Origin of the sequence: Neoroseomonas eburnea, assembly GCF_018129005.1 — a bacterium.
Classification (GTDB): Bacteria; Pseudomonadota; Alphaproteobacteria; order Acetobacterales; family Acetobacteraceae; genus Neoroseomonas; species Neoroseomonas eburnea.
On record NZ_JAAEDL010000006.1, the window covers coordinates 1 to 13,818 of the forward strand.

Annotated in this window: 12 protein-coding genes and 1 tRNA gene; 9 read left to right on the plus strand and 4 right to left on the minus strand. The window is 70.0% G+C overall.

Annotated features, from left to right (window positions below):
- On the minus strand, positions 1–761 hold a 761-nt coding region (locus GXW74_RS07595; protein WP_211845887.1), incomplete at its 3' end, for an IS5 family transposase.
- Positions 762–1,124: 363 nt separating this feature from the next.
- On the opposite strand from GXW74_RS07595, the gene GXW74_RS07600 reads away from it, so the two are divergent.
- Genes GXW74_RS07600 through GXW74_RS07610 form a run of 3 tightly spaced genes read left to right on the plus strand, consistent with a single transcriptional unit; the run spans position 1,125 to position 3,966 of the window.
- The gene (locus tag GXW74_RS07600) at positions 1,125–1,727 is read left to right on the plus strand and encodes a DUF3489 domain-containing protein (RefSeq protein ID WP_211845888.1); all 603 of its coding nucleotides are present in this window, start codon (positions 1,125–1,127) and stop codon (positions 1,725–1,727) included.
- A 12-nt stretch (positions 1,728–1,739) separates the two neighbouring features.
- Positions 1,740–2,231 (plus strand): DUF2924 domain-containing protein, encoded by a 492-nt coding sequence (locus GXW74_RS07605; protein ID WP_272877246.1) that lies wholly within the window; start codon positions 1,740–1,742, stop codon positions 2,229–2,231.
- Positions 2,224–3,966: a recombinase family protein gene (locus tag GXW74_RS07610; protein ID WP_211845890.1), complete on the plus strand. Its 1,743-nt coding sequence runs from the start codon at positions 2,224–2,226 to the stop codon at positions 3,964–3,966. Before GXW74_RS07605 ends, GXW74_RS07610 begins: the two co-directional genes overlap by 8 nt.
- Positions 3,967–4,281: 315 nt before the next feature.
- Here GXW74_RS07610 and GXW74_RS07615 read toward each other — a convergent pair.
- From GXW74_RS07615 to GXW74_RS07625, 3 genes are all read right to left on the minus strand, one after another.
- Positions 4,282–4,356: transfer RNA gene (locus GXW74_RS07615), tRNA-Gln, on the minus strand.
- A 20-nt stretch (positions 4,357–4,376) separates the two neighbouring features.
- Positions 4,377–5,258: a 4-(cytidine 5'-diphospho)-2-C-methyl-D-erythritol kinase gene (locus GXW74_RS07620; protein ID WP_211846069.1), complete on the minus strand. Its 882-nt coding sequence runs from the start codon at positions 5,256–5,258 to the stop codon at positions 4,377–4,379.
- Positions 5,255–6,955, minus strand: coding sequence for a tetratricopeptide repeat protein (locus tag GXW74_RS07625; protein ID WP_211845891.1), 1,701 nt, complete (start codon positions 6,953–6,955; stop codon positions 5,255–5,257). Before GXW74_RS07625 ends, GXW74_RS07620 begins: the two co-directional genes overlap by 4 nt.
- Positions 6,956–7,187: 232 nt before the next feature.
- Here GXW74_RS07625 and GXW74_RS07630 point away from each other — a divergent pair, with 232 nt between their 5' ends.
- The 6 genes from GXW74_RS07630 to GXW74_RS07655 all read left to right on the plus strand — a co-directional run bounded on the left by GXW74_RS07630 (position 7,188) and on the right by GXW74_RS07655 (position 13,793).
- Positions 7,188–8,624, plus strand: a complete 1,437-nt coding sequence (locus tag GXW74_RS07630; protein ID WP_211845892.1) for an NAD-dependent succinate-semialdehyde dehydrogenase — start codon at positions 7,188–7,190, stop codon at positions 8,622–8,624.
- Between the two features lie 144 nt (positions 8,625–8,768).
- The gene (locus tag GXW74_RS07635; protein ID WP_211845893.1) at positions 8,769–9,968 is read left to right on the plus strand and encodes an MFS transporter; all 1,200 of its coding nucleotides are present in this window, start codon (positions 8,769–8,771) and stop codon (positions 9,966–9,968) included.
- A gap of 33 nt (positions 9,969–10,001) precedes the next feature.
- Positions 10,002–10,481 (plus strand): CinA family protein, encoded by a 480-nt coding sequence (locus tag GXW74_RS07640; RefSeq protein WP_211845894.1) that lies wholly within the window; start codon positions 10,002–10,004, stop codon positions 10,479–10,481.
- Positions 10,482–10,544: 63 nt separating this feature from the next.
- A complete protein-coding gene (locus GXW74_RS07645) occupies positions 10,545–11,393 on the plus strand; it encodes an AAA family ATPase (protein WP_211845895.1) in 849 nt (282 codons plus the stop codon).
- 4 nt (positions 11,394–11,397) lie between these two features.
- Entirely contained in the window at positions 11,398–12,576 is a 1,179-nt protein-coding gene (locus GXW74_RS07650) for a vWA domain-containing protein (protein WP_211845896.1), read from the plus strand.
- 14 nt (positions 12,577–12,590) lie between these two features.
- The gene (locus GXW74_RS07655) at positions 12,591–13,793 is read left to right on the plus strand and encodes a pyridoxal-phosphate-dependent aminotransferase family protein (RefSeq protein ID WP_211845897.1); all 1,203 of its coding nucleotides are present in this window, start codon (positions 12,591–12,593) and stop codon (positions 13,791–13,793) included.
- The last annotated feature ends 25 nt before the right edge of the window (positions 13,794–13,818 follow it).

Genomic DNA, 13,818 nt, shown 5'->3' on the forward strand with positions numbered 1-13,818 from the left:
AGGAAGGCGTTGGCGGAGGCGATGGTGGCCTCGAAGTCCTTGGCGAGACGTCGGTTGCGGCCGATCCAGGCGAAGAAGCGCTCGACCACCCGGCGGCGGGCATGAACGGCGAAGCCGACTTGATCCTTCGGCTTGCGGACGATCTCGACGCGGATCGCGGTGGCGCTGGCGACGCGGTCTCCGGCGTAGCCGCTGTCCATGAAGGCCAGTTGCACGAAGGGCCAGCGGCAGCGCGACATCCGCATCGGCGGCGGTGCGCCGTCACGGTCCTGGATGCTGGCCGGATGGTTGTCCAGCGTCAGGCCGCGCCCGTCGGTGTCCACCATGGCGTGGCGCTTGCGGCCTTTGATCTTCTTGCCGGCGTCGTAGCCGCGCGGGCCGCCGCTCTCAGTGGTCTTCACGCTCTGGCTGTCGATCACCGCCGCCGTCGGGCTGGCTTCGCGGCCAGAGCGCTCGCGGTCGAGCATCACCAGGTGATGGTTGATCGCCTCGAACACGCCGCCATCGCGCAGCCGGACGAACCAGCGGTAGACCGTGCGCCAGGGCGGGAAGCTGTCGGGCAGCAGGCGCCAGGCGCAGCCCGCGCGCAGAACGTAGAAGATGGCGTTGGCGCTCTCGCGCAGCGGCCAGGCACGCCGTCGCCCGCGGCCGGGTTCGCCGGGCAGCAGCGGTTCCAGGATCCGCCATTCGTCGTCCGTCAGGTCACTCGCATAGCGCAGCCCCGCGCGGCTATGCTGCCGCCGGGTGGCCGGGGTCCACATCGCGTCGTTCGTCCAAGGTGTCGCAACCCGGTCGAATCACGATGCAGCCCGGCCATCCACCCCCCCCACAGGCTCATATCGAACGTGTTTCGAGACAGCCTCTTAACGTCCGCTTTCAAGATCGCCGTACCAAGAGCAGACCTACCGCTTCCGGCCAGATCCGGCCGCAACTCGGGCGACGAACTCGGTGAGAACGGCCATCGTCGGAGCACCTGAACTTTCCGCTCGACTTCGTCGTGGCGGGAAGCATTGGTGCTGACGCGGCGCGGGTGAGGGAGCCCGCAGCAGCAAACCCGGCAAATCCCGGGCTTCGGGTGGTGGGAGCGCCGCATGGAGCGGCGTCCCGCACAAGGAACCATCCAGATGTCTGACACTAAGACCCTCACCGTCGCCCAGCTTCTGATCCTCTCCACCGCCGCGCAGCGACCCGACCACATGGTCCTCCCCCTGCCCCCGACGATCCGCGCCCGCGGCGGCGCCCAGCGCAATCTGCTCGGCGCCCTGCTCAAGATGGACCTCGTCGCGGAGGTGCCGCTCGACGATGCGAGCATCGCCTGGCGCACCGACGAGGCCGGCCAGCACCACGGCCTGCGTATCACCGCGGCGGGCCTTGCCGCTGCGGGCGTCCATGAGGATGCGACGGTGGAGACGACAGATGCTGACGCCGACACCAGCACCGGAGGGGTCGTGGGTTCCATGAGCGGCGATGCTGGCACGACCGAGGAGCCCGCCGCCGAGCAGGGCACGCAGGAAGCCCCACCCCGCCATCCGACCGGCAAGCTGGGTGAGGTGCTGCAGGCGATCTCGGCCGAAGCCGGTGCGACGCTGGCCGAGATCACCACGCTGACCGGCTGGCTGCCGCACACCGCCCGCGCCGCCGTGACCGGCCTGCGCAAGCGGGGTTTCGATGTGGCACTCATCCAGCAGAACGGCCGCAAGGCCTACCGCCTGACGGCGGTGGACTGAGGAGGGGGCAGAATGCCCCGGCCACGTAAGGTAGGCTCCGACCTGCCCGGCGATGAATCGCCTGCCGCCGCGCGGCGGCAGGAATGGGAACGCCTGCATGGCATGGTGGCGCCCGCCGCGCTCAGCCGCGACTTCCTGGAACGGGACATCGCCTATCGCCTGCAGGCGGACCAACACGGCGGGCTCAGCGCCGATGCCCGCCGCCGCCTGGCCAACCTGGCCAGCGGCGATCCCGGGAGGGCAGGGGAGCCCCGAGTTCCGACGCCGCGGATCAAGGCGGGCTCGACCCTGCTGCGGGAATGGCACGGCAGGACTTACACCGTGCTGGCCCTGGATCAGGGTTTCGAGATGGCGGGGCAGCGCTTTGCCTCCCTCTCGGAGGTCGCCCGCCACATCACCGGCGCCCACTGGTCCGGGCCGAGGTTCTTCGGCCTCCGGCGGGGAGGCGGAACGATGGGTTCTGCCCGTTCTGGTCACCATGCCGAGGGGGCGCGCGATGCGTAGCCGCCGAGGCTCAGTTCAGCCTGCCGCCAGGACCGGCCTGCGCTGCGCCATCTACACCCGGAAATCCTCCGAGGAGGGGCTGGAGCAGGAGTTCAACTCCCTCGATGCCCAGCGCGAGGCCTGCGAGGCGTTTATCCGCAGCCAGCGACACGAAGGCTGGACCTTGCTGTCCACGCGCTACGACGATGGCGGCCTGTCGGGGGGCCACATGAACCGTCTGGCGCTGCAGCGTCTGCTGGCGGATGTCGCCTCCGGCCGGGTCGACCTGGTCGTGGTCTACAAGGTCGACCGCCTGACCCGCTCACTCTCCGACTTCGCCAAGATCGTCGAGGTGCTGGACGGCCATGGCGCCTCCTTCGTCTCGGTCACCCAGCAGTTCAACACCACCACCAGCATGGGGCGGCTGACGTTGAACATGCTGCTCTCCTTTGCGCAGTTCGAGCGCGAGGTCACCGGCGAGCGCATCCGCGACAAGATCGCCGCCTCCAAGCGCAAGGGGATGTGGATGGGCGGATCGGTCCCCCTCGGGTACGAAGTGAAGGACCGCAAGCTGGTGGTCCACCCGGCCGAGGCGGAGCGCGTCCGGTCCATCTACCAGGCCTATCTCGTCCTGGGCACGGTGCGGCTGGTGCAGCAGCACCTTGCCGAGAAGGGCATCACCGGCAAGGCAGGCCGCCCTCTCGCCCGTGGCGCTGTGTTCCACCTGCTGCAGAACCGGGTCTACCGGGGCGAGGTGGCCCATCGGGGCAACGTCTATCCTGGCGAGCACGCGGCGATCGTCGACGCGGAGTTGTGGGAGGCGGTGCAGCAGCGCCTGACCGAGAGCCGAAACCATCGCCGTTTGGGTGGCACTGCCAGCCATCCGAGCCTGCTGGCGGGGATGGTTGCCGACGGCACCGGCGAGCCGATGGTCCCCACCCATGCGAACAAGGGTGGGCGTCGGTACCGCTACTACGTCTCGAACGGGCTGATCACCGGCACGCGCCAGGAGCATGCCGATGCGCTGCGGGTGCCGGCGGCGGCGCTGGAACGGGTCGTCACCGGCCGCATCACCCGCCTCCTGTCCGATGGGCCGGCACTGCTGCGGGCTCTCAGATCCGCTGGGGCGCTGCCAACGGAGGTTGCGCAGCAGCGGCGGGTGCTCGAGGCAGCGGAGAAACTGGCGCGTCGCTGGCGTCAGCAGGGTCACGCTTTGCAGCGCGAGATCCTGCTCGTCCTCCGGGCCGAGATGACGGTGCAGCGGCATGAGGTCACCATCCATCTCGCGCCGCAGGGATTGCTTGCAGTCCTCGCTGGCAAGGGCGGTAGCGCCGCCTCTGTGATCGACAAGGGCAGCGATAACGGCAACGGGAAGGATCGACATCTCCCGCCCATCACCCTCACCGAACCGGTGGCCCTGCGTCGTGCCGGTCGTGAGATGGCGCTGCTGGTCGGATCGACCGTTGCTGCCGATCGCTCGGACCCGTCGCTGGTTCGCCTGATTGCGAAGGCCTGGGCGCTGCGCGAGGCGTTGGTGTCGAATACCGCGCCGAGCCTGACGGCTGTCGCGATGGAGCTGGGCATCTCGCAATCCTACGCGACGCGGCTCGTTCGGCTCGCCTGGCTGGCGCCGGACATCGTCGAGGCCATCCTCGGCGGCTGCCAGCCGACGAACCTCACGGCCTCACACCTGATGCAGGACACCCGCATCCCTACAGACTGGCAGGACCAGCGCAGGGCGCTCGGATTCGTCTGAGCCGGAATGGCTGCGGGCTGCCGTTGCACCGACAGCGTCTCTTAGCCTCCCGAGCACGCCAATGCGCGTCCGGCATGCCAGAGCGGGAGCGAGTGCGCCGGGACCTACGCCACTCCGCGGACCTGGCAACTGACCCCATCCGTACCTGCCGAAATGGCCTCGAGAGACAGAACCGGCATTCGGCCCGCTGAACCCGGCGGGCCAGCGTCTCTCAGGTACAAATCGCCGGAGCCCCTCGCGTGTCGGGCCGGAAAGCCGGGCCTTTCGCGGGCTAGGGTCGCGGACCCGGAAATCGTCCGCGACACCGCGACTGCGTGGTTGGGGCGCCAGGATTCGAACCTGGGAATGGCGGTACCAAAAACCGCTGCCTTACCGCTTGGCGACGCCCCATCCGTCCTGCCTCATAGCCCTCACCGGCCTGCCCCGTGAAGCCCCCCGCCCCAGCGCCACCAGGCGGCCGGCAGCCGTTCCGCCGCGTACTCGGCAGAACGAGGCTCGGCGAAGAGCCCGAAACAGGTTGCGCCGGAGCCGCTCATGCGTGCCAAGAGGCAGCCAGGCAGGGCCCGCAGCGTTCCCACCACCTCTGCCACCACGGGGCAAAGCGCGGCCGCCGGCGGCTCGAGGTCGTTCCGTAGTGCCGCGAGATCGCGCGCCATCGCCGCCGCATCGGGCCATCCCGCGGGCAGCAGGGCTGGGGCCGAGAATCCACCCTCTCGCGCCTTGAACACCGCCGGTGTCGCCAGCGCGATGCGCGGATTGGCCAGCACCAGCCCGCAATCCGGCAGGCGCGGCGCGGGCGAAAGCGCCTCCCCGATTCCCCCCATGCGGCAGGCCCGGGATGCGATGCAGGCGGGAATATCGGCGCCGAGCGGCAAGGCAAGCGCCGCCAGCCGTGCCTGCTGCCAGTCTAGTCCCCACAGCGCGTTCAGCGCCCGCAGCGCTGCAGCCGCATCCGCGCTGCCGCCGCCGATGCCGGAGGCGACGGGCAAGCGCTTCTCCAGCGCCAGCGCGGCACGCGGCGGAATCCCCGCTGCGGCGGCTAGGGAACGCGCGGCGCGCAGCACCAGATTGTCGGGCTCGGCCATCAAGGCCGTCGCCTCCGGCCCCGAGAGCGACAACTTCAGGCCGTCCGCCGGCGCCGCCGTCACCGCGTCCGCCGCGTCGGCGAAGACCACCAGGCTGTCCAGCGTATGGTAGCCATCCGCCCGCTGGCCGGTCACGTGCAGGTACAGATTGACCTTGGCGGGTGCGGCCTCGACGCGCGGCGCGGCGGTCGTCGGGGCACGGTTCAGCGGCGGTTCTCCGCCACCGGGTTTGCGGGCAGGCCATTGCGGATCTTGGCCTCGATCCTGGGTCCCTCGTCCCCTTCCGGACCGAGGGCGAGCGCGCGCCGCCACTGGAACTGCGCTTCCCGCTGCCGGCCGGCCACCCAGTAAACATCACCAAGATGGTCGTTGATCACGCTGTTGCGCGGTTCGAGTTCAACGGCGCGCTCCAGCCACCGCAGCGCGCCAGCGGTATCACCAAGCTTGTAGAGTGCCCAGCCCAGGCTGTCGGCGATGTTGCCGTCCTGCGGGCGCAGCGCCACCGCCCGCTCGAGCATGCGGCGCGCCTCGGCCAGATGCTCGCCCCGCTCCACCCAGGTGTAGCCGAGGTAGTTCAGCACATAGGGCTGCTCCGGGCTGAGCTCCAGCGCGCGGCGGAAATCCGCCTCGGCATCCGACCAGCGGTTGTCGCGTTCCCGCGCGATGCCGCGCGCATAGAAGAGAGGCCACTGCGCCGCCGAGGGCGCCGGGACGCGCCGGATCGCCTCGTCATAGGCGGCGGTGGCCTCCGCCCAGCGCTGCCGCGCGCGCAGCATGTCGCCAAGCCGGGCATGGGGCTGCGACGCGCTGGGAAAGATCGTGGCGACGCGGCGGAATTCGGCCGCCGCTTCATCCGGCCGGTCCAGGCGATCGAGCAGCGCGGCGCGCCGCAGCCCCACCATGCCGGCCAATGGGTCGTCTGCGGCGATCTGGTCGAGCTGCGCCAGCGCGGCGGCATGCTGCCCCTCGTCGGACAGTGCATCGGATGCGAGCAGCAGGGCCGGCGCGAATCCGGGACGAAGCCGCAATGCCAGCCGTGTCAGTGCCAGCGAAAACTCCGCCGCCCCCTGGCCGCGCAGCGCCCCGGCAAGGGCAAGGTGCGCCTCGGCCATGCCCTCCACCGGGGAGGCAACGGCCCTGCCCACCATCATCTGCCGCAGCCCGGCCTCGCCGAGCGCGAGGGCGATGTCGTCCTGCCCGCGGGAGAGGGCGTCCACCAGTCGCTCGGCTTCGCCTTCCTTGCCGTTGCGGGCGAGGATGCCGCCGGCGATCTGCACCAGGCGCAGCGTCAGCGGCTGGCCGTCGCCGATGGCGATGCGCACGAAGCGCTCCGCTTCCCGCGCGCGGCCGGAGAGGTCGCAGATCAGCGCCGCATGCAGCGCGTAGAGCGTGCGCAGCCGCCCGCTCTCCGACAGCGGGCGCAGCAGCGCCACCGCCGCGTCCGTCTGCCCCTTGCCGTGCAGCACCCAGGCGAGCAGCATCGGCTGCAGGAGCTGTGAGGCGCCCTGCCGCGGCAGGGCGCGGACCCGCGCCTCGGCACGATCCCAGCGGCCGGCCTGCGCCTCGCTGCCCGCGATCAGCATGGCGGCGAGCGGGTTGTCCGGCAGGCGCCGCGCCAGGCGCACGGCCTCCGGCCGGCCATCGAGCAGCGTCGCGACGAAGGCCCGCTGCACCACCTCCGGCTGGTCCGGATCCGCACGCAGCGCCGCCAGCAGGCTGTCGGCGGCGACCCTCGTGTCGGATTCCGAGGTGGCGAAGCGCCCCGCCAGGTAGGCGCCGAAGGCGTTGCTCGGGGAAGGCGCGAAGGTGGTTTCCCCCGCCCTCCCCCCCTCGGCGGCGCCACAGGCGGACAGGAGGGCCACGGCCAGGAGCAGACAGCGGGGCGACGGGAAGGACAGGATCATGGCGCCATCCTAACCGCCGCTCCGGCGCCGCACCAAGGTGGATCGCGCCCGGGGGCGATCCACCCTCGCCCGAGGGCGACCACGACCCAGCGGCTCACCGCTTCGCGACCCGCCGCCCGCCGCCGGGGAGGGGCGGCCAGCCATGCAGCCAGGGCAAGCCGCGCCATCTGGCCCGGCGCGGGTTGCGGGTCTAGGCTGCGCGCCGAGACCGAAACTTCGGAGGAAGGCGCCGATGTCGTATCCGAACGTCCTGCTGCACGTGAACGGGGAGTGGCGTCCGGCCCGCTCCGGCAAGACCCTCAACGTGCTGAACCCGGCCACCGAGGAGGTGATCGGCACCGTCGCCCACGCCGAGAAGGCCGACCTCGACGAGGCGCTGGCCGCCGCCGACAAGGGCTTCGCGGTGTGGAAGAAGGTTCCGGCCTTCGAACGCTACAAGCTGATGCGCAAGGCGGCGGACATCTTCCGCTCCCGCGCCGACGAGACCGCCCGTCTGCTGACCCTCGAGCAGGGCAAGCCGCTGCCCGAGGCGAAGGTCGAAGTGCTGGCCGCCGCCGACATCATCGACTGGTTCGCCGAGGAAGGCCGCCGTGCCTATGGCCGCGTCATCCCGGCACGGGCCGAGGGCATCTATCAGCTCGTGGTGAAGGAGCCGGTCGGCCCCGTCGCCGCCTTCACGCCGTGGAACTTCCCGATCAACCAGGTGGTGCGCAAGCTCTGCGGCGCCGTCACCACCGGCTGCTCCATCATCGTCAAGGCGCCGGAGGAAACCCCGGCCTCTCCGGCCGAGCTGATCCGTGCCTTCATCGATGCCGGCATCCCGGCGGGCGTCGTGAATCTGGTCTTCGGCGTGCCGGCCGAGATCAGCGAATACCTCATCGCGCATCCGGTCATCCGCAAGGTGACCTTCACCGGCTCGACCCCGGTGGGCAAGCTGCTGGCGGGCCTCGCCGGCCAGCACATGAAGCGGGTGACGATGGAACTCGGCGGCCATGCGCCGGCGATCGTGTTCGACGACGCGGATCTCGACCTGGCGGCGAAGACGCTGGCCGGGGCGAAGTTCCGCAATGCCGGCCAGGTCTGCGTCTCCCCCACGCGCTTCCTGGTGCAGGAGAAGCTGTACGACGGCTTCGTCGAGAAGTTCGTCGCCCACACCAAGACGCTGAAGGTCGGCGACGGCCTGGCCGAGGGCACCACCATGGGGCCGCTCGCGCATGAACGCCGCGTCCCCTGGGTGGAGACGCTGGTGCAGGACGCGCAGTCCAAGGGCGCCAAGGTGCAGACCGGCGGCAAGCGCATCGGCAACAAGGGCTACTTCTACGAGCCGACGGTGCTGACGGACGTGCCGCTGAGCGCACGCGCGATGAACGAGGAGCCCTTCGGCCCGATGGCCATGATCTCCCGCTTCAAGGACCTCGAGGAGGTGGTGACGGAGGCGAACCGGCTGCCCTACGGCCTCGCCGCCTATGCCTTCACGCGCTCGGCCAAGACCGCGAACGCCATCGCGGCGCAGGTGGAGAGCGGGATGATGACGATCAACCACCTCGGCCTCGCCCTGCCGGAAGTGCCGTTCGGCGGCGTGAAGGACTCCGGTTACGGCTCGGAAGGCGGGTCGGAGGCGATCGAGGCTTACCTCAACACGAAGTTCGTTTCCCAGGCGGGGCTGTAAGAGGTCGGGGGGAAGAGAACTTCCCCCCGAACCCCCCAACCTTCTTTGGCATTTGGAGACTGACTCCGGCTGTCAGTTCCCAAACGACAGAGAAGGGAGGGGGTTCGGGGGAGGTTCACCCTCCCCCGACCTTTCTTTCGCGCAATGCCGGAACCGGCCTGGCGCGCCCTCTTTCGCGACCGCGACTTCCGCAATCTCTGGACGGTCGGCCTTGCGGTCTTCGTCGTCCGCTGGCTGGAGACGCTGGCGGTCGGCGTCTTTGCCTATGCGGCGACGGGTTCGGCCTTCGTCGTCGCGATGCTCACCATGCTGCGCCTGCTGCCCATGGGCCTGTTCGGGGCTTTCCTGGGGGCGGCCGCGGAGCGCATGGACCGCCGCCGTGCGCTGCTGCTGATCGTCCTGTCGCAGATGGCGACCTCCGCGGTCATCGCCGTGCTGGCGCTGCTCGATGCCGTCGAGGTCTGGCACCTGGCGGTAGCGAGTTTCATGAACGGCATCGCCTGGGCCTCCGACAATCCGGTGCGGCGGGCGATGATCGGCCAGGTGGCCGGGCCGGCACGGATGGGGGTGGCGATGTCACTCGACGTCGCGACCAGCAACGGCAGCCGCGTGCTGGGGCCGATGCTGGGCGGGACGCTGCTCGCCGCGATCGGCCTCGATGGCGCCTTCGTGCTGAGTGTCGTGATCTACCTGCCGGCGCTGGTGGGGACGCTGCGCCTGCCCAAGGCGCCATCCGCACCGGCGGCGACGGCGGCGCCGGTGCTCGCGCGCATCGCCGAGGGCCTGGCCTGCGTCCGGCAGGAGCCACGGCTCGTCGGCACGCTGCTGGTGACGCTGCTGTTCAACCTGTTCGGCTGGCCTTCCACCAGCATGATCCCGGTGATCGGCAAGGACAGCCTGGACCTCGGGCCGCAGGGCGTCGGCGTGCTCGCCAGCCTGGACGGACTCGGGTCCTTCTGCGGGGCGGTGACCATCGCGGTGCTGGCGAAGGCGGGGCAGTACCGCGCGATCTACCTCGGCGGCATCTCGCTCTACTTCGGTATGCTGGCGGTCTTTGCGGTCGCGCCCGATCCGCTGACGGCGGGTGTGGCGCTGATGCTTGCGGGCATCGGCGGGGCGGGCTTCGCCATCATGCAGCCGACGCTGGTCTTCCTCGCGACGCCGGTCGAGATGCGCAGCCGGGTCCTGGGACTGCTCTCGGTCTGCATCGGGCTGGGGCCGATCGGCTTCCTGGCGCTGGGCGCGCTGGCGGAATGGTTCGGGGCGCCGGCGGCGACGGCCGGCATGGGCATCGCCGGGCTCCTGGCCCTGGCGCTGACGCGGCGCTGGTGGCGGCACATCTGATCTGCTTCGCTCGGCGCGAGAATGGAGGACGTGATGGAAGCATTGCTGCCCGCGGCGCGGGCCCTGGCGGATCGGCTGAAGGCCCGAAAGGAGACGGTCGCGGTGGTCGAGAGTTCGGCCGGTGGGCTGATCTCGGCGGCGCTGCTCGCCGTGCCGGGGGCCTCGGCGTATTTCCTCGGCGGCGGCGTGATCTACACGAAGGCGGCGCGGGGCGCGCTGCTCGGCATCACCGACGCCGAGATGGCAGGGATACGGTCGTCCTCGGAGCCCTATGCCCTGCTGTTGGCGCGCACGGTGCGCGCGCGGCTTGGCGCCGATTGGGGCTTCGCCGAAACCGGGGCGGCCGGGCCCTCCGGCAATCGCTACGGGGATGCGGCGGGGCATACCTGCCTGGCGGTGTCCGGGCCGGTGGAGCGGGTGACCACCCTGGAAACCGGCATGGCGGGGCGGGAGGCGAACATGCGTGCCTTCGCCGCCGCCCTGTTTCGCCTGGCGGCGGGGGCGCTCGGATGATCCGGGCTTGCGCGAAGCGCCAAGCGGCCCGACCCTGAAGGCCGAACAGGCAGGGGACGGACCGTGGCGCAGTTCAAGGGCACGGAGAACTATGTTGCTTCCCGCGAACTGGAGGTCGCGGTCAACGCCTCGGTCGCGCTGCAGCGCCCGCTGCTGGTGAAGGGCGAACCCGGCACCGGCAAGACCGTGCTGGCGCAGGAGATCGCCAAGGCGCTCGGCTATCCGCTGATCGAGTGGCACATCAAGTCCACGACGAAGGCGCAGCAGGGGCTGTACGAGTACGATGCCGTCTCCCGCCTGCGCGACGGCCAGCTCGGCGACCCGCGCGTACACGACATCGCCAACTACATCGTGCGCGGCAAGCTATGGGATGCCTTCGAGAGCGAGCAGCCCGTCGTGCTGCTGATCGACGAGATCGACAAGGCGGACATCGAGTTCCCGAACGACCTGCTGCTCGAGCTCGATCGCATGCAGTTCTTCGTCTACGAGACGCGCAAGACCATCGCGGCGAGGCACCGCCCGGTGGTGATCATCACCTCCAACAACGAGAAGGAGCTGCCGGACGCCTTCCTGCGCCGCTGCTTCTTCCACTACATCCGCTTCCCCGACCGCGAGACGATGGAGATGATCGTCCGCGCGCACTACCCCGACATCCGGCGGGACCTGCTGCGCGAGGCGCTGAACGTCTTCTTCGACATCCGCGAGGTCAACGAGCTGAAGAAGAAGCCGGCGACGAGCGAACTGCTCGACTGGCTGAAGCTGCTGACCATCGAGGACATGCCGCCCGAGGCGCTGCGGTCCTCCGACACGAAGACGGCGATCCCGCCGCTCTACGGCGCGCTTCTGAAGAATGAGCAGGACGTGCACCTGTTCGAGCGGCTGGCCTTCCTGGCGCGCCGCCGCGGCGGGTAGTGCGATGTTCGCGCCCTTCATCCTCGCGCTGCGCGCCGCGGGCGTGCCGGCCTCCATCACGGAGTACCTGGCGCTGCTGCGCGCGATGAAGGAAGGCGTGGCCGGCTTCAGCGTGGATGATTTCTACCATCTGAGCCGCGCGGCGCTGGTGAAGGACGAACGCCACCTCGACCGCTTCGACCGCGTGTTCGGGGAGATCTTCAAGGGGCTGGAATCGCCGAGCGGGGAGGCCCCGCGCGAACTCCCGGCCGAATGGCTGCGCAAGATGGCGGAGAAGATCCTCACGCCGGAGGAAATGTCGCAGATCGAGGCCCTGGGCGGCTTCGACAAGCTGATGGAGACGCTGAAGCAGCGTCTGGCGGAACAGAAGGGCCGGCATCAGGGCGGATCGAAGTGGATCGGCACGGCGGGAACCTCGCCCTTCGGCGCCTATGGCTACAACCCCGAGGGCGTGCGCATCGGGCAGGAGGAATCCCGCCACCGCCGCGCGGTGAAGGTCTGGGACCAGCGCCAGTTCAGGGACCTCGACGAGGACGAGGCGCTGTCCTCCCGCAACATGAAGGTCGCGCTGCGCCGCCTGCGGCGCTTCGCCCGCACCGGCGCGGCGACCGAGCTCGACCTGCCCGGCACCATCGGCGCGACCGCTCGCAATGGCGGCTCGCTCGACCTGCACATGGTCCCCGAGCGGCACAATGCCGTGAAGGTGCTGCTGCTGATGGATGTCGGCGGGTCGATGGACGACCACATCCGCATCTGCCAGGAGCTCTTCACCGCGGCGCGCTCCGAGTTCAAGCACCTGGAATTCTGGTACTTCCACAACTGCCCCTACGAGCGCGTCTGGCGCACCAACCGCCGGCGGCGCGAGACCGAGCGCCCGACGATGGAGATGCTGCGCACCTACGGCCCCGACTGGCGCCTGGTGATCGTCGGCGACGCGACGATGAGCCCCTACGAGATCATCCAGCCCGGCGGCAGCGTGGAACACTGGAACGAGGAAGCTGGTCAGGTGTGGATGGGCCGGCTGACGCGCCATTTCCGCAAGGCCGCCTGGCTGAACCCGGTGGACCAGTCCCATTGGCGCTACACGCAATCCATCACGATCCTGCAGCGCCTGATGGAGAACCGCATGTATCCGCTGACGCTGGCGGGGCTGGAGACGATGGCGCGCGAACTGGCGCGTTGACGGAGGAAGCACGAATGTCCACGACCACCGCCCGCGCCCCGCGCGGACGCCAGTTCTTTGCCAATCCCGGGCCGACCAACATCCCGGACTCGATCCTGCACGCCGTCGCGCATGTCAGCATCGACTTCAACGACCCGGCCTTCCTCACCGTCTATGACGGCTGCGTCGCCGGGCTGAAGCGCGTGCTGCGGACGGAGCAGGAGGTGTTCCTCTACACCGGCTCCGGCCATGCCGCGTGGGAGGCGGCGCTGGTCAACCTCTTTTCCCCCGGCGACGCGCTGCTGGTGATCGAGACCGGCCACTTCTCCGAATCCTGGGGGAAGATGGCGAAGGATCTGGGGCTCGAGGTCGGGACCGTCGCGGCCGACTGGCGGCGCGGGGTCGATTTCGCCGCGCTGCGCGCCGCCCTCGCCGCCGACACGGGCCACGCCATCAAGGCGGTCTGCGCCGTGCACAACGAGACGGCGACCGGCATGGAACTGCCGCTGACGGAGGTGCGCGCCGCGCTCGACGCCACCGGCCATCCGGCGCTGCTGCTGGCCGACACCATTTCCTCCCTCGGCTCGCTCGATTTCCGCATGGACGAATGGGGCGTCGATGTCGCGGTCGGCGGCAGCCAGAAGGGGCTGATGCTGCCGACCGGCATGTCCTTCACTGGCGTCTCGGCCAGGGCCATGGCCGCTCACGCGGCATCCCGCCTGCCCAAATCCTACTTCAGTTGGACGAACATGCTGGCGCGGCGCCATCGTTCCTTCATCGGGACGGTGCCGACCTCGCTGTTCTACGGGCTGCGCGAATCCCTCCGCCTGCTGGAGGAGGAAGGGCTCGACAACGTCTTCGCCCGCCATGCGCGGCTCGCCGAGGCGGTGCGTCGCTGCGTGCGCCACTGGTCGGGGAACGACGGGCCGCAGCTTTTCTGCCTCTCGCCGGACCGCTTCTCCAACTCCGTGACCGCGGTGCTGATGCCGGAGGGCCATGATGCGGAAGCGGTGCGGCGCATCGCGCTGCAGAGCTTCAACGTCTCGCTCGGTGGCGGCCTGGGGCGGCTCGGCGGCAAGGTCTTCCGCATCGGGCATCTGGGCGACCTGAACGAGCCGATGATTCTCGGGACCCTTGCCTCGGTGGAAATCGCGCTGCGGCTCGCCGGGGTGCCGCACAGCCCGGGCGGCGTCGATGCGGCCATCGCCTGGCTGGCGGAGGCGGCGCGGGCGGCATGACGCCCTCATGAAACCGTAGCCGGCT